Source organism: Streptomyces sp. NPDC050988 (assembly GCF_044456225.1).
Classification (GTDB): Bacteria; Actinomycetota; Actinomycetes; order Streptomycetales; family Streptomycetaceae; genus Streptomyces.
This window is the reverse complement of the sequence record NZ_JBITFQ010000012.1, coordinates 148,253-161,496: the sequence shown is the minus strand read 5'-3', so window position 1 is coordinate 161,496 and position 13,244 is coordinate 148,253. Positions and strand designations below refer to the sequence as shown.

General features: G+C 70.3%; 15 protein-coding genes and 1 tRNA gene. 4 read left to right on the top strand and 12 right to left on the bottom strand.

Annotated features, from left to right (window positions below; genetic code table 11):
- Nucleotides 1-46: 46 nt before the first annotated feature.
- A complete protein-coding gene (locus tag ACIBEI_RS25875) occupies nt 47-838 on the top strand; it encodes a TetR/AcrR family transcriptional regulator (RefSeq protein ID WP_398892625.1) in 792 nt (263 codons plus the stop codon).
- A 112-nt stretch (nt 839-950) separates the two neighbouring features.
- Here the strand turns inward: ACIBEI_RS25875 and ACIBEI_RS25870 are convergent, their stop codons facing one another.
- Both ACIBEI_RS25870 and ACIBEI_RS25865 read right to left on the bottom strand, forming a co-directional pair.
- Nucleotides 951-1,421, bottom strand: coding sequence for a PPOX class F420-dependent oxidoreductase (locus ACIBEI_RS25870; protein WP_398892624.1), 471 nt, complete (start codon nt 1,419-1,421; stop codon nt 951-953).
- Nucleotides 1,422-1,430: 9 nt separating this feature from the next.
- Nucleotides 1,431-1,775, bottom strand: coding sequence for an STAS domain-containing protein (locus ACIBEI_RS25865; RefSeq protein WP_398892623.1), 345 nt, complete (start codon nt 1,773-1,775; stop codon nt 1,431-1,433).
- A gap of 241 nt (nt 1,776-2,016) precedes the next feature.
- Between ACIBEI_RS25865 and ACIBEI_RS25860 the strand changes: the two genes are divergently transcribed.
- Together ACIBEI_RS25860 and ACIBEI_RS25855 are read left to right on the top strand one after the other, a co-directional pair.
- Nucleotides 2,017-2,742, top strand: a complete 726-nt coding sequence (locus ACIBEI_RS25860) for a GAF and ANTAR domain-containing protein (RefSeq protein WP_398892622.1) — start codon at nt 2,017-2,019, stop codon at nt 2,740-2,742.
- A gap of 28 nt (nt 2,743-2,770) precedes the next feature.
- Complete coding sequence (locus ACIBEI_RS25855; protein WP_398892621.1) at nt 2,771-3,637, top strand: GAF and ANTAR domain-containing protein; 867 nt, start codon at nt 2,771-2,773, stop codon at nt 3,635-3,637.
- On the opposite strand, the gene ACIBEI_RS25850 is transcribed toward ACIBEI_RS25855, so the two are convergent.
- The 3 genes from ACIBEI_RS25850 to ACIBEI_RS25840 all read right to left on the bottom strand — a co-directional run bounded on the left by ACIBEI_RS25850 (nt 3,623) and on the right by ACIBEI_RS25840 (nt 7,746).
- Nucleotides 3,623-4,453: a YceI family protein gene (locus ACIBEI_RS25850; protein ID WP_398892620.1), complete on the bottom strand. Its 831-nt coding sequence runs from the start codon at nt 4,451-4,453 to the stop codon at nt 3,623-3,625. The two genes, ACIBEI_RS25855 and ACIBEI_RS25850, sit on opposite strands and share 15 nt — an antisense overlap.
- A 102-nt stretch (nt 4,454-4,555) precedes the next feature.
- On the bottom strand, nt 4,556-7,180 hold the full coding sequence (locus ACIBEI_RS25845) for an MFS transporter (RefSeq protein ID WP_398892619.1): 2,625 nt from the start codon (nt 7,178-7,180) through the stop codon (nt 4,556-4,558).
- A 23-nt stretch (nt 7,181-7,203) separates the two neighbouring features.
- Nucleotides 7,204-7,746, bottom strand: coding sequence for a MarR family winged helix-turn-helix transcriptional regulator (locus tag ACIBEI_RS25840; RefSeq protein ID WP_398892618.1), 543 nt, complete (start codon nt 7,744-7,746; stop codon nt 7,204-7,206).
- An 833-nt stretch (nt 7,747-8,579) separates the two neighbouring features.
- Between ACIBEI_RS25840 and ACIBEI_RS25835 the strand changes: the two genes are divergently transcribed.
- Nucleotides 8,580-8,771 (top strand): hypothetical protein, encoded by a 192-nt coding sequence (locus tag ACIBEI_RS25835; protein ID WP_398892617.1) that lies wholly within the window; start codon nt 8,580-8,582, stop codon nt 8,769-8,771.
- A 55-nt stretch (nt 8,772-8,826) separates the two neighbouring features.
- Here the strand turns inward: ACIBEI_RS25835 and ACIBEI_RS25830 are convergent, their stop codons facing one another.
- From ACIBEI_RS25830 to tadA, 7 genes are all read right to left on the bottom strand, one after another.
- Nucleotides 8,827-9,627: a hypothetical protein gene (locus ACIBEI_RS25830; RefSeq protein ID WP_398892616.1), complete on the bottom strand. Its 801-nt coding sequence runs from the start codon at nt 9,625-9,627 to the stop codon at nt 8,827-8,829.
- A 50-nt stretch (nt 9,628-9,677) separates the two neighbouring features.
- Nucleotides 9,678-10,577: an RNA polymerase sigma factor SigF gene (locus tag ACIBEI_RS25825; RefSeq protein ID WP_055618261.1), complete on the bottom strand. Its 900-nt coding sequence runs from the start codon at nt 10,575-10,577 to the stop codon at nt 9,678-9,680.
- A 244-nt stretch (nt 10,578-10,821) separates the two neighbouring features.
- The gene (locus tag ACIBEI_RS25820) at nt 10,822-11,724 is read right to left on the bottom strand and encodes an RNA polymerase sigma factor SigF (RefSeq protein WP_359841800.1); all 903 of its coding nucleotides are present in this window, start codon (nt 11,722-11,724) and stop codon (nt 10,822-10,824) included.
- Nucleotides 11,725-11,917: 193 nt separating this feature from the next.
- Nucleotides 11,918-12,211 (bottom strand): Dabb family protein, encoded by a 294-nt coding sequence (locus ACIBEI_RS25815; protein ID WP_398892615.1) that lies wholly within the window; start codon nt 12,209-12,211, stop codon nt 11,918-11,920.
- 8 nt (nt 12,212-12,219) lie between these two features.
- Nucleotides 12,220-12,399 carry a hypothetical protein gene (locus ACIBEI_RS25810; protein ID WP_055618264.1) on the bottom strand — a complete coding sequence of 60 codons (180 nt, stop codon included), beginning with the start codon at nt 12,397-12,399 and terminating at the stop codon, nt 12,220-12,222.
- Between the two features lie 212 nt (nt 12,400-12,611).
- A tRNA-Ser gene (locus ACIBEI_RS25805) sits at nt 12,612-12,696 on the bottom strand.
- 81 nt (nt 12,697-12,777) lie between these two features.
- Nucleotides 12,778-13,209, bottom strand: coding sequence for a tRNA adenosine(34) deaminase TadA (gene tadA / locus ACIBEI_RS25800; RefSeq protein ID WP_269650279.1), 432 nt, complete (start codon nt 13,207-13,209; stop codon nt 12,778-12,780).
- Nucleotides 13,210-13,244 lie beyond the last annotated feature (35 nt).

Below are 13,244 nucleotides of genomic sequence, written 5' to 3'. Positions count from 1 at the left end.
GTGTTCCGGGTCGCCCTCTCCGTAAGAGTTCCGAGGAAGGTGCGCCATGGTGAGGGCAGCCGACCGGGCCAAGCGTCCGGCGCGGACCAGCGTCTGGTTGGAGGGCAAGGCCCCGCGGGGCGGGAGTGCCCGGGGCGGGCAGCCGTCGTCCCTCGACCGGGACCGGATCACCGAGGTCACGGTACGGCTGCTCGACGCGGAGGGGCTGGCCAAGTTCTCCATGCGCCGGCTGGCCGCCGAGCTGAACGTGACCGCGATGTCCGTCTACTGGTACGTGGACACCAAGGACGATCTTCTTGAGCTGGCCCTCGACGCGGTGTTCGGCGAACTGGAGCTGCCCGACCCCGAGTCGGGCGAGGACTGGCGCGAGCAGCTCCGGGCGCTGGCCGTCGGGTACCGGGCGCTGCTCGTACGGCATCCCTGGGTGTCGCCGCTCGTCGGCACGTTCCTCAACATCGGGCCGCACTCCATGGCGTTCGCTCTGCGGGTGCAGGAGGTCGTGCGCAACACGGGGCTGTCGTTGCGGCGGCAGAGCGGGGCGATCTCCGCCGTCTTCCAGTGGGTGTACGGGTTCGGGACGATCGAGGGGCACTTCGTGCAGCGGTGCGCGTCCGCGGGGATGACGCAGGACGAGTACTTTCACCAGGCCATGAATACGTTCAGTGGGCATCCTCAGTTCGCGGAGAACTATGAGAGTGCGGCGGGGCTCATGGAGGCGCGTGGGGGTGACACGGTCGAGGAGATGCGGGAGCGGGACTTTTCTGTGGCGTTCGAGTTGTTGGTGGCGGGGATCGAGACGATGGTCGCCCGCGAGGCGCTCCGCGAGGCCGGTGGATGAGTGCGGGTGGGTGGGGGCTGGTCGCGCAGTTCCCCGCGCCCCTGAAAGATTGCGCAGTTCCCCGCGCCCCTAAAGGACTGCGCAGTTCCCCGCGCCCCTGAAAGCAAAGGGGCTACTCCTGTGGGGCCAGCCTTGCCGGGAAGCCGCCCGTTGCCACCGGGCCCCACCTTTCCGGGGTGATCCTGATGATGGACTTGGCCTGCTTGAGCATGGCCTCTCGGTACTCGTTCCAGTCGGGGTGTTCGCCCGCGATGTTGCGGTAGTACTCGACGAGGGGCTCGACGGAGTCGGGGGAGTCGATCACCTCGGCCGTGCCGTCGATCTGGACCCAGGGGCCGTTCCACTCGTCGCTCAGGACGATGAGGCTGACGCGGTCGTCGCGCTTGGCGTTGCGGGTCTTGGCGCGCTCCGGGTAGGTCGAGACGACGATCCGGCCCGAGTCGTCCACTCCGCAGGTCAGCGGGGAACCCTGGGGACCGCCGTCCGACCTGCGCGTCAGCAGGATGGCGCGGTGGCGGGGGCGTACGAAGCCCAGCAGATCGTCGAGGGAGACAGAGGTGTTCGTCGCGATGTTCGAAGCCATGGCCCCAGCCTAGGACTCGATCGCCTCCGCGAGGTTGTCGTACACCGGTACGTCGCGGCGCATCCCCGTCAGTTCCAGGACACGGCTCGCCACCCCGTTCGGCCGTGCCGCCACGCGCAGTTGGGCGGGCCGGGGCAGGCGCCCGCGGATACCGGCGACCACACGGACGCCCTGGGAGTCCATGAAATGCGTACGGGTGAGGTCCAGGACCAGCAGCCGCAGCCGGTCCCTCCTGGCGTCCACCACGTCCAAGGCGCCGGCGAGGACGACATCGGCGTTGCTCAGGTCGATCTCCGAGGGAAACCCGAGCAGGGTGCATTCGGTCAGGTCACAAGGGTTCGGGAAGAAGGTCATCGCACTCACCTGGCAGACGTTCGTCCGGATTCCGATGAGGCCGCTTCCTGACCCGCACGCCCATTGCACCACGCGTGCGGGCGAGATCGGAAGCACGTACGAAGAGCCGCGCCCTCACCCCAACAGAGCAGCTAAAGTGGCTCTTCGTCCTGTGCTCGCAGTCGGGAATGTGCTGCGGAGCTCTCCTGCGCACAGCCGCCGGGGTCTGTCGTCGAACCGACGACGGGATCCGGGGCCGTGCATGCCGAAGAGGTTCGTGGTGGCTGCGTCCGAGTTTTCCGAATTGCCCCGTTTTCCCGGGGGGCTTGAGCTGGCCGAGACACTGACGGTCGCGGCTCAGCAGCTGCACGAGACGTCCAGCCCCCGCGGCACCCTGCGCACCGCCGTCCGGCTCGCCGTGCACATCCTCCCCGGCGCCGAACACGCAGGTATCTCCGTCATCGAGCGCAAGGCCCACCGCCAGACCCTCGCCTGGACCGACGAGATCGTCCGCTCCGCCGAAGCCCTGGCCTCGGGCGAGGACCACCAGCACTGGACCCGGCTGTGGACCTCCCCGGTCGCCCGTATGGAGGACAGCGCCTCCGGCGACGACGACGGCGAACCCGCCCTCTCCGACCTCGGACTGCGCTCGGTCCTCTCGCTCCGGCTGCGCGCCGAACGCCAGCGGATCACCGTCCTCACGGCGTACGCGACCAAGCCGCGGGCCTTCGACGACTCGGCCACCCGGATCGGCCGGCTGTTCACCGCGCACGTCAGCATCGCGTTCGACTCGGCGACCGCCCGCGAGCAGCTCACCGAGGCCATGCGCACCCGGGACCTGATCGGCCAGGCCACGGGCATCCTCATGGAACGCCTCGACATCGACGCGGCGGAGGCCTTCGACAGCCTCGTACGGACCTCCCAGCGGGAGAACGTCAAGCTGCGCGACCTGGCCACCCGGATCGTCGACGCCAGAAGCAGCGAGTGAGCGGGCACCGACGGGATACCCGTGCCCCATGAGAATCTCAGCCGATCCCGCCGATCCCGCCGATCCCGCCGATCCCGCCGATCCCGTCGATCCCGACCGTCACGACGAGCAGCAGCCGCGTGCCACCGCCCCGGAGTCCGTCACGCTGCCCCAGGCGCTGGCCGGCACCGGCGGCCTCGACACACTGCTGCGCGATCTCACGGACCGTGCGGTGCTCGCCGTGGCGGGCGCCGAGGCGTGCAGCATCACCGTGCGCCGCGACGGGCGCCTGCTGACGGTGGCGGGCAGCGGCGGTCTGCCCAGCGGGCTCGACCAGCGCCAGTACGAGAACGGCGACGGGCCCTGCGTCCGGGCGGCGGACTCGGACGCGGAGCAGCACGCGCCCGACCTGTCGGAGGAGGACCGCTGGCCCACGTACGCCGCGTACGCGCTCTCCAAGGGGGTCCGTTCGGTGCTGGCCGTGCCGCTCGCGGTCGACGGCGAGACCGACGCCGCCCTCAACCTCTACGCCACGACGGAGGGCGCCTTCCGCGGGAGCCGCGACGCGGCCAGGGCCTTCGCGGCGAACGCCTCGGACGCCGTCAACGCCGCCCTGCGCATCGAGCGCGAGCGGGCGTCCGCGGGGGACGTCCGCACGGCGCTGCTCTCGCGCAGCGTGATCGACCAGGCGATCGGCATCCTCATGGCCCAGGAGCGCTGCACCGCGCAGACGGCACTCGACACCCTCCGCCGCGTCTCCCAGGACGCGAACATCAAACTCCGTGACCTGTGCGGCGACTTGGTGGCACGTACGACGGACGGGGCGTCGGACAGGGTGTCGGACCGGGCGCCGAACGGCGCGTCGCACGGGCGCGGCGGCGATGCCTCGGGCCGCCGGGCTTCACAGCGACGGTGACGGTAGCGTCCCGCCCTGCACGGCCTGGATGTCCAGTTCCACCCTCAGCGTCGTACCGACCGCCGCGATGCCCGCCTGGAGCACCTGGTTGTAGTTCATCGCGAAGTCCTCGCGGCGCAGCTCGGTGGTGGCCCGGAAGGCCGCGCGCGTACCACCCCAGGGGTCGGCGCCGGTGCCCAGGTAGGCCAGGTCGAGGTCGACCGGCCGTACGACCCCGTGCATGGTCAGTTCGCCGTGGACCGTCCAGCGGTCGGTGCCGGTGGCCGGGGTCAGGCCCGTCGAGACGTACGTGATCCGCGGGTGACGCTCGACGTCCAGGAAGTCCGCGGACTTCAGGTGGCCGTCGCGCATGGCGTTGCCCGTGTCGATGGAGGCCGCCGAAATCACCGCCTCCACCCGGGACTTGGCCACCTCGTCCGGCGCGATGTCGATCGAGCCCGCGAACTCCGTGAACCGCCCGTGCACGCTGGAGATCCCCAGGTGCTGGGCGACCGCGCCCACCGAGGAGTGGGCCGGGTCGACGGTCCAGGGCCCGGGCGGCGGCAGTTCGGTGCCCCCCTGCCGGGCCAGCGTCACGGTGCCGATGGCGGCCCGGCCGCTCGCCGTCACGATCGCGCTGGACGCGGCGGGCGCGTACCCGACGGCCGTGACGATCACGGTGTACGCCCCGGGCGCCAGCTCCGTCGCATCCCGTACGCCGCCCTCCTCGTCCGTCTCGGCGCGCACCACCTGCGTGCCCGTCCCGTCGGTCACCGTGACGACCGCGTGCGACACGGCCCAGCCGTCCCGCGTACGGATCCGCGCGGTCAGTCCCATGGCAAGCAACCTCTCGTGATGAAACCGGCCCGCGGTGCGTGCCTCCGCCAAGAGCACGTTCCACGGGCCGGGGTTCTCAGCTGGCTTTCAACTGGTTCTCGACTACTCGCCGGGGTGGGCGAGTTCGATGTCGTGGCCGTCCACGCCGCCGCCGTTCACGGTCAGCGCCGTGGCCACCGGCGGGTAGCCGGTCGCGATGACCGTGTACTCGCCGCTGTCCAGGTCGGCGAAGGCGTACGCCCCGTCGGCCCCGGTGGTGGCGGTGCCGACCACGTTGCCCGCCGCGTCGACGAGCGTGACGCGGGCGTCGCCCAGCGGTCCGCCGGGTGCCCGCACTACGCCCTGGAGCCGCGCGCCCGCGGTGAGCGCGACCTCGATCCGGGTGACCCCGGTGCCGCCGACCTCGACGGGCAGGGCCCGCGGCCGGTGCCCGGCGGCGTTCACCGCGACGGTCACGGCGCCCGGCACCAGCTCGGCGAAGGCGAACTCGCCCTGCTCACCGGTGGTCCCGGTGGCCAGCACGTCGCCGCGCACGTCGGTCACGATGACCATCGCGCCCGCGACCGGCTTCCCGCCCTCGGCGGCCCGCACCGTGCCGGACAGCCCGCTCGTCCCGCTCAGCAGGATGTCGTACGCGAGCGGCTCACCGTTCACGACGACCGTCGAGGCCTGCGGCTGGAACCCGTCCGCGGAGGCGATCAGCACGTACGAACCCGTGCCGGGCGCGTCCACCGCGTAGGCGCCGTCGGCCTGTGCGACCGAGCGGCCCAGCTGACGGCCCGCGAGGGAGATCAGCGTGACGGCGGCCCGGGGGACGGGCGCGCTCTCGGCACCGCGGACGTAGCCGCGCACCGCGACCCCGCCCGAGCCGTTGCCTGAAGCGGCACCCGATCCGGCCGCAACGGTGGCGACGGCCGCGAGCCGCTGGGTGGCCGCCGTCCCGGCCTCGGCGCCGGAGCCGTTGTCGTTTCCCGTTCCGGTTCCGGTTCCGGTTCCGGTGTCTGCGACGGCCCAGCTCGGGACGCGCTCGTCGGCCTCGGTCGAGACGGCCTCGGTCGAGACGGCTTCGATTGAGACGGCCGCGGCGCTCTCCGGGGTGGCCTCGGCCACGGCGGTGACATCCGGCTGTGCCTCGGCGGCCTGTGCCAGCGCACCCGACGTACGCAGCGGGACCTCCTTGATGAACAGCGTGACGAAGAAGGCGATCAGCGCCAGCGCGCCCGCGATCAGGAAGACGTCCGCGATGCCGTGACCGTACGCGCTCTCCATGACCGTACGCAGCGGCGCGGGCAGCGCGTCCATGTCCGGGATGCTGCTGTTGTGCGAACCGCCCGCGGCTGCCGCGTACTTGGGGTCGATCCCGGTCAGACCGTCCTTGACGTAGTCGGTGATCCGGTTGGCCATCACCGCACCCAGCGCGGAGACGCCGATCGCGCCGCCGAGAGAACGGAAGAAGGTCACCGTGGAGCTGGCCGAGCCGAGGTCCTGCGGCGCCACCTGGTTCTGCGTGGACAGGACCAGGTTCTGCATCATCATGCCGATGCCGAGACCCAGCAGCGCCATGAAGACGGCGACCCGCCAGTAGTCCGTGTCGTACCGGATGGTGCCCAGCAGGCCGAGCCCCGCGGTGATCAGGACACCACCGCTGACCAGCCAGACCTTCCACTTGCCCGTCTTGGTGATGATCTGCCCGGAGACGGTGGAGGAGATGAACAGGCCACCGATCATGGGGATCGTCATGACACCCGACATGGTGGGGGACTTGTCCCGCGCCAGCTGGAAGTACTGGCTGAAGAAGACCGTGCCGGAGAACATCGCGACACCCACGAAGAGCGAGGCGAGAGAGGAGAGGGTGATGGTCCGGTTGCGGAAGAGCCGCAGCGGGATGATCGGTTCCTTGGCCTTCGACTCGACGAGCACGAACAGCAGTCCCAGGGCGACGGCGCCACCGACCATGGCGTACGTCTGCCACGACACCCACTCGTACTTGTCACCCGCGAAGGTGACCCAGACCAGCAGCAGCGAGACCGCGGCGGAGATGAGGAACGCGCCGCCCCAGTCGACCTTCACGTCCCGCTTCACGACGGGCAGGTGCAGGGTCTTCTGCAGCACGATCAGCGCGATGACCGCGAACGGTACGCCGACGTAGAAGCACCAGCGCCAGCCGAGCCAGCTGGTGTCGGTGATGACACCGCCGAGCAGCGGGCCGCCGACGGTCGCGACCGCGAACGTGGCGCCGAGGTAGCCGGAGTACCGGCCGCGCTCGCGCGGGGAGATCATCGCCGCCATCACGATCTGCGCGAGGGCGGACAGACCGCCCACGCCGATGCCCTGCACCACGCGGCAGGCGATCAGCATGCCGGGGTTCTGCGACAGGCCCGCGGCGGCCGATCCCAGGACGTAGATGACGAGGGCTATCTGGACGAGCGCCTTCTTGCTGTACAGGTCGGCGAGCTTGCCCCACAGGGGTGTCGCGGCCGTCATCGACAGCAGTGCGGCGGTGACGACCCAGGTGTAGGCGGACTGGCCGCCGCCCAGGTCGCCGATGATCTCGGGCAGGGCGTTGGTGACGATCGTCGACGACAGGATCGCGACGAACATGCCGAGCAGCAGTCCGGAGAGGGCCTCCATGATCTGCCGGTGGGTCATCGGAGCGCCGTCGGCGCCTCCGGCGCCTCCGTGCTTGGCGTGTGAGCCCCGCACACCGGCTGGTGTGGTCGTTGCCATGGGCTTCCTTTTCTTGTGATGCGTCATGCGGGTGTACGGGTTGTCTGCTCGACGAGGGGTGGGGGTGAGGGGGGTGGTGTGGGCGGTATGGGGGGTGCGGGGGGTACGGGGGGTACGGGGGGTGCTGCCGGTACGGGCCTGCAGTCGCCGAAGCTGGTGCGGAGGCGGCCGAGCAGGGTGTTGAGCTGGTCGACCTCGTCGTCCGACCAGTCCGCCAGATAGTGGACGAGCGCGTTCATGTAGCGCTCGGAGAGTTCGGCGAGCATGTCGCGGCCGGCGGGGGTGAGCCGCAGGATGCGTGAGCGTTTGTCTGCGGGGTCGGGGGAACGGTCTATCCAGCCGCGCTCCGCCACGTGTGCCACGTGCCGGCTCGTCACCGACATGTCGATGGCGAGCAGCTCCGCGAGCCGGCTCATCCGCATCTCGCCGTGCCGGTCGAGGAGGGTGAGCACGGCGGCGGACCCTGCCGGGCACTCGTGCGGGAGGACTCGGCCCAGGCCGCGCTTCACAGCACCGATGGCGCTGAGTTGCCGGGCCAGCTCCTCGTACTGACGCCGAGCAGCCATCGGACCTCCCTGATTTGTTGCTTCAGGCAACCATAAGAACTGTTGGTTGCTGCAGGCAAATGAAATTGGGGGTGCCGGCCTAAAACCTTGGCAAAGGCAAGTATTGGCAAGCGTAAATGTGCAGGTGGGGGTGGCTTTTGTGGGTTCGTCTTCGTTTTCGTCTGCGGGTTCGTTGTGGCTGGTCGCGCAGTTCCCCGCGCCCCTGGGGTGGGTGGGGCTGCGGCTCGTCGGCCAGGTGCGGGGCCGCGTCGGAATGTCCGCCCGCAGCGCAAGACGAACCGCCCCCTGCCACGGTGACCGCCTCCCCGCGTCGTCGTAAGCTGCGGCCACACATCCCGCCACGTCCCCTCCGGCCGGTGCCCCGCCAGGGGGCGCAGAGAACAGCGGGCCGCGCCCCTTCAGGGGCGCGGGGAACGGCGCGAGCAACGGGAACGGGCCCGCACGTGGTGATCCGGCCCGGGCCACGGGTTTTTAGGGGCGCGGGGAACTGCGCGAGCAACCACGACGGGCCGGCACGCGGTGAACCGGCCCGGGCCACGGGTTTTTAGGGGCGCGGGGAACTGCGCGAGCAACCACGACGGGCCGGCACATGGGGATCCGGCCCAGGCCACCGGTGTCTTTAGGGGCGCGGGGAACTGCGCGAGCAACGACGACGGGCCGGCACGTGGGGATCCGGCCCAGGCCACGGGTTTTCAGGGGCGCGGGGAACTGCGCGAGCAACCACGACCGGCCCGCGGTCAACGAATCACCCGCACCCCCACCCACCACCCGAGCCGCCCCAAAGGGGCACCCGGGTGGACGTTCACCCGAGGCGCCACCTAGAGTCCAGGCCCATGGCAAACACCCAGGGCCCCGAGGGCAACTACGACCCCGCGGGTAGCACCCAGATGTTCCGAGCGTTCGTCGACGACCCGCAGAGCACCAGCCGGCAGGCGGCCCCCGCGGGCCCCCGCATCGGCCTGATCGTCGGCGTGATCGTGGCCGTCGCGGTCGTGGCCGTCGTCGCCTGGCTCGCGCTCAAGTAGGTCGCACGCAGGTCTTCACGTAGGCCGGGGCACCGCAAGGCGCCCCCCGCCTGCGCTACTCGAACCGGACGGACACGTCCCGCGTCTCGACGTGCATGCCCAGCGGTACACGCCACGCGTCGACGCACACCGTCCAGGTCTTCTCTTCCCGCGCGCCCGGAGGGATCGGCGCGGGAAGCTTCTCGGCCGATTCGACGGTCGCCCAGTCGATCCCGAGCGCCCCGATGATGTGCGTCCCGAGGGTCACCGTGCCCGAACGCACCGCGGTGCCCCCGATGTTGTGGAAACCGACGGTGACCTTCTCGCACCAGCGCTTGTCGGCGGGCTCCCGCTCGGGGTCGCCGACGTCGAGCACGGCGGGCCCGGGCTTCGCAGGACTCGTGGGGCTCGCGGGACTTTCCGCGCCGCCGCTCGGCGCTCCGGTGCCGGAACTCCCGCTCGCGGAACCGGAGTCCGAGCCGGAGTTGCTCCCGCCCGTCGACGGAGTCGTACGGTCGCCGCCGTCGGACCCCGACGCGGCCGAGCCTCCTTCGCCCGCGCTTCCGCCTCCGGGGCTGCCCGGAGACCCCGAACTCCCGTACCCAGAGCCGGATCCTGGCCCGCTCGGCGCCGAACTGCCCCCGCCCCTCGCCCCGTCGGACGCCGCACCGCCCTCCAGCGGCACCAACTCCACGTCCCCCGTGGGCGCCACCGCCTCGCCGGAGGGCGCGGGGCGCTGCACGGCGACGTAACCCTCATTGCCGTCGCCGGTCCCGCAGGCGGCGAGGAGCGTGCCGAGGCAGACGACAGTCGCCGAGGCGCCCACAAGGGCACCCCGGCGACCACGAATCGACTCCTGACCCATCCGTCGGCGCATCGCGCCAGTGTGGCTGACGGGTCGTCAATTATGAACCCTCGGTCGGGATCTCAGTCGGAGATCAGACCTTCGCGCAGCTGCGACAGCGTCCGCGTGAGCAGCCGGGAGACGTGCATCTGTGAGATGCCGACCTCCTCGCCGATCTGCGACTGCGTCATGTTCGCGAAGAAGCGGAGCATGATGATCCGCCGCTCGCGGGGCGGGAGTTTGGCGAGCAGGGGCTTCAGGGACTCGCGGTACTCGACGCCCTCCAGCGCCGTGTCCTCGTAGCCGAGGCGGTCCGCTAGGGAACCCTCGCCGCCGTCGTCCTCGGGGGCCGGCGAGTCGAGCGACGACGCCGTGTACGCGTTGCCGACCGCGAGGCCGTCGACCACGTCCTCCTCGGACACGCCGAGGACGGTGGCGAGTTCGGCCACGGTCGGCGAGCGGTCCAGCTTCTGGGAGAGCTCGTCACTGGCCTTGGTGAGGGCCAGCCGAAGCTCCTGGAGGCGGCGCGGCACCCGCACCGACCACGAGGTGTCCCGGAAGAAGCGCTTGATCTCGCCCACGACCGTCGGCATCGCGAACGTCGGGAACTCGACCCCGCGTTCGCAGTCGAAGCGGTCGATCGCCTTGATCAGGCCGATCGTGCCGACCTGGACGATGTCCTCCATCGGCTCGTTGCGCGACCGGAAACGCGCGGCCGCGTAACGCACCAGCGGGAGGTTGAGCTCGATGAGCGTGTCCCGTACGTAGGCACGCTCGGGGCTGTTCTCGTCCAGTGCGGCGAGCCGCAGGAACAGGGAGCGGGACAGGGTGCGGGTGTCGATGGCTTCCGAGGTCGGGGGAAAGGCCGGGGCTTCCACGGCCGGGACGGCCGGAACATCGGCAACGACACTGTGAAGCGCGTCGGGCGCGGGTTCGCTCTTCGTGAGCGTGAGCACCTTCGAGCTGCCCTGGTCTGCGGACATGCCACCCCCTTTGGGTCGCGGACGGTCGCGGCGGACGCTCCCGTCGAAGGAACGCAGCCTCCACCTGAATACCGGAGGTGGGGCTGCGGCAAACGCGTCAGCGGAAGAATGTCACATGTCGGCAACACGCTGTAGTGACATGTCGACACAGGAGGGGTGAATAGGCCCTGGAAAAGGGGGGTCTGGCGCTTTTTAGGCGCAGAGATGTCGCGAAAAGGCCTTGGGGGCGATTCGCTCTTGAGGGTTACGCCTCGATCCTGTTTGCGGATCGCAGTCTGGCGAAGCTGCGGGCGAGCAGTCTTGACACATGCATCTGCGAAACGCCCAGCTCGGCACTGATCTGTGACTGAGTCAGATTGCTGTAGTAGCGCAGGAGAAGGATCCGCTGCTCCCGCTCGGGGAGCTGGACGAGGAGGTGCCGTACGAGGTCGCGGTGCTCGACCCCGTCGAGCGCGGGGTCCTCGTAGCCGAGCCGGTCCAGGAGCCCCGGCAGTCCGTCGCCCTCCTGGGCGGCCTCCAGCGAGGTCGCGTGGTACGAGCGTCCGGCCTCGATGCAGGCCAGGACCTCGTCCTCGGTGATCCGCAGCCGCTCGGCGATCTCACCGGTCGTGGGCGTACGCCCGAAGGCCGTCGTGAGGTCCTCGGTCGCGCTGTTCACCTGGACCCACAGCTCGTGCAGCCGGCGCGGTACGTGGACCGTGCGGACGTTGTCGCGGAAGTACCGCTTGATCTCGCCGACCACCGTGGGCATCGCGAAGGTCGGGAACTGCACGCCCCGGTCGGGGTCGAAGCGGTCGATGGCGTTGATCAGGCCGATGGTGCCGACCTGGACGACGTCCTCCATGGGCTCGTTGCGCGACCGGAACCGTGCGGCGGCGTACCGCACCAGCGGGAGGTTCGCCTCGATCAGGGCGGCCCGCACCCGGCCGTGGTCGGGGCTTCCGGGCTCCAGGTTCTTCAGCTCGCCGAAGAGAACCTGGGTGAGGGCCCGGGTGTCGGCCCCGCGGCGCCGCTGCGGGCCTTCCTCGGGGGTGTCGGGAAGGCGCTCCTGGGCTGGGGCCGAGGGTGGAGCCGGGGGCTCATGGGGCGGTGCTTGAGGCGCAGTACTGGCCGGCACGGTCAACTCCACCTCTGGGTCGGTCAACATCCGTCAACTCATCCGTCAAAAGCGGTCATAGCATCACAAGACATGTGCACTGTGTGCAAGCACCGCATAACTCCGTGTTGAGCGTCAGTTGGGGCCCGGGGAGGGGGCAAGGTGGGTTCCCGAGCGGGTCCGGAGACGCGAAACGGCCCCCCGCCGTTCAGGCGAGGGGCCGGGGGCGTGCGCCGGGCGCGCTTCAGAACTCGTAGTCGGCGATCACCCACGTGGCGAACTCCCGCCACAGCGCCACGCCCGCCTGGTGCGCGGGGTGCTCGATGTACCGCTTGAGCGCGTCCGTGTCCTCGACCGCCGAGTTGATCGCGAAGTCGTACGCGACGGGCCGGTCGGTGATGTTCCACTCGCACTCCCAGAACTTCAGTTCGGGGACCTGTCCGCCGAGGGCGCGGAAGGCGGCGACGCCCTCGACGACGCGCGGGTCGTCGCGCTCCACACCCTCGTTGAGCTTGAAGAGGACCAGATGGCGGATCACGGGGGCTCCTAGTTCTTGGCCCCGTCGGCGATCCATGTCATGAAGTCCCCGACGGCCTGAGCGGCATTCGAAATGCCCTCGAACCCTATCTGGACGTAGTCGGCGGCCTTGGCGGGGTCCGTGATGATCACGTACAGCGCGAACACGATGAGCACGTAGACGGCGATCTTCTTCGAATTCACCGCCATCGCGGCCTCCCCGTGTGCCTGCTGCCTGCTGCCTGCTGTCTTGTCGGCTGCGCCTGTCGGGCTGCGCCTGTTGGGACCCCTGTTGCCGGCGGTGAGTGTAACCCGGGCAGTTGATATGACGATCTTTCATGTCGTGCCGAGTTGTTGTGCCGAGTGTCGTGCCGAGTCCGAACGCACGAAGGGCCCCGTCTTTCGACGGGGCCCTTCAGAAGCGGTAGCGGAGGGATTTGAACCCTCGGTGACTTGCGCCACACTCGCTTTCGAGGCGAGCTCCTTCGGCCGCTCGGACACGCTACCGAGAGAGATCCTAGCCCACGTTGGGCCGTGCTCAGAAATCGGTATTCGGCCGCCGGCCGGGCAGCCGCACAGGCGCCCGTATCAGCGGTCGCGGAAGAAGTCGGTGAGCAGCCGGGCGCACTCCTCGTCGAGTACGCCGGCGATCACTTCGGGCCGGTGGTTGAGCCGCCGGTCGCGTACGACGTCCCAGAGGGAGCCGGCCGCGCCCGCCTTCTCGTCGCGGGCGCCGTAGACCACGCGGTCCACGCGGGACTGCACGATCGCGCCCGCGCACATCGTGCACGGTTCGAGGGTCACGACGAGCGTGCAGCCGCCGAGCCGCCACTCCCCGAGCTTCGCGGCGGCCCGCCGGATGGCGAGCACCTCGGCGTGGGCGGTCGGATCGCCGGTCGCCTCACGTTCGTTGTGGCCGGTGGCGAGGACCGTCGTGCCGTCCGGGGACAGCACGACGGCGCCGACGGGGACGTCCCCGCCCCGGACGGCCGACCCGGCCTCGTCCAGGGCGAGCCGCATCGCCGCCCGCCAGCGGTCGCGTACGGGGTCCTGTT

Bases quoted from the DNA above. Each gene is read 5' to 3' on its own strand.
- ACIBEI_RS25875 (WP_398892625.1), top strand. From the start codon at position 47: ATGGTGAGGGCAGCCGACCGGGCCAAGCGTCCGGCGCGGACCAGCGTC.
- ACIBEI_RS25870 (WP_398892624.1), bottom strand. From the start codon at position 1,421: ATGGCTTCGAACATCGCGACGAACACCTCTGTCTCCCTCGACGATCTG.
- ACIBEI_RS25865 (WP_398892623.1), bottom strand. From the start codon at position 1,775: ATGACCTTCTTCCCGAACCCTTGTGACCTGACCGAATGCACCCTGCTC.
- ACIBEI_RS25860 (WP_398892622.1), top strand. From the start codon at position 2,017: ATGCCGAAGAGGTTCGTGGTGGCTGCGTCCGAGTTTTCCGAATTGCCC.
- ACIBEI_RS25855 (WP_398892621.1), top strand. From the start codon at position 2,771: ATGAGAATCTCAGCCGATCCCGCCGATCCCGCCGATCCCGCCGATCCC.
- ACIBEI_RS25850 (WP_398892620.1), bottom strand. From the start codon at position 4,453: ATGGGACTGACCGCGCGGATCCGTACGCGGGACGGCTGGGCCGTGTCG.
- ACIBEI_RS25845 (WP_398892619.1), bottom strand. From the start codon at position 7,180: ATGGCAACGACCACACCAGCCGGTGTGCGGGGCTCACACGCCAAGCAC.
- ACIBEI_RS25840 (WP_398892618.1), bottom strand. From the start codon at position 7,746: ATGGCTGCTCGGCGTCAGTACGAGGAGCTGGCCCGGCAACTCAGCGCC.
- ACIBEI_RS25835 (WP_398892617.1), top strand. From the start codon at position 8,580: ATGGCAAACACCCAGGGCCCCGAGGGCAACTACGACCCCGCGGGTAGC.
- ACIBEI_RS25830 (WP_398892616.1), bottom strand. From the start codon at position 9,627: ATGCGCCGACGGATGGGTCAGGAGTCGATTCGTGGTCGCCGGGGTGCC.
- ACIBEI_RS25825 (WP_055618261.1), bottom strand. From the start codon at position 10,577: ATGTCCGCAGACCAGGGCAGCTCGAAGGTGCTCACGCTCACGAAGAGC.
- ACIBEI_RS25820 (WP_359841800.1), bottom strand. From the start codon at position 11,724: ATGTTGACCGACCCAGAGGTGGAGTTGACCGTGCCGGCCAGTACTGCG.
- ACIBEI_RS25810 (WP_055618264.1), bottom strand. From the start codon at position 12,399: ATGGCGGTGAATTCGAAGAAGATCGCCGTCTACGTGCTCATCGTGTTC.
- tadA (WP_269650279.1), bottom strand. From the start codon at position 13,209: ATGCGGCTCGCCCTGGACGAGGCCGGGTCGGCCGTCCGGGGCGGGGAC.